Origin of the sequence: Salmonella sp. SAL4457 (assembly GCF_046548235.1) — a bacterium.
Classification (GTDB): domain Bacteria; phylum Pseudomonadota; class Gammaproteobacteria; order Enterobacterales; family Enterobacteriaceae; genus Salmonella; species Salmonella enterica.
In genome coordinates, this window is sequence record NZ_JBGDZO010001185.1 from 1 (window position 1) to 243 (window position 243).

At 66.3% G+C, this 243-nt stretch carries 1 protein-coding gene; it reads right to left on the minus strand.

All coding sequences use genetic code 11. The features are described 5' to 3' along the window. The coding region (locus ACLJNW_RS27935) for a HAMP domain-containing protein (RefSeq protein ID WP_410961853.1) at positions 1–243 on the minus strand (243 nt) is incomplete at both ends.

The window sequence follows — 243 nt, forward strand, 5'->3', positions numbered from 1 at the left end:
GACCTGCACCGAAGAACGCTGGGCCTGCGACACCAGGCCCTTGAGCTCTTCGGCCATGCCGTTGAAACCGGTCTCGATGGCGCCGAATTCGTCACGCCGGCCGAGGTTCAGGCGTGCGGTGAGGTCGCCACCGGCCATCAGGTCGAGGCTGCGGACGATCTTCTGGATCGGCTGGGTGATCGCCCGCAACAGCAGGAAACCGCAGATGCCGGCTACCACCACCGCCAGCAGCAGGGTCACCAG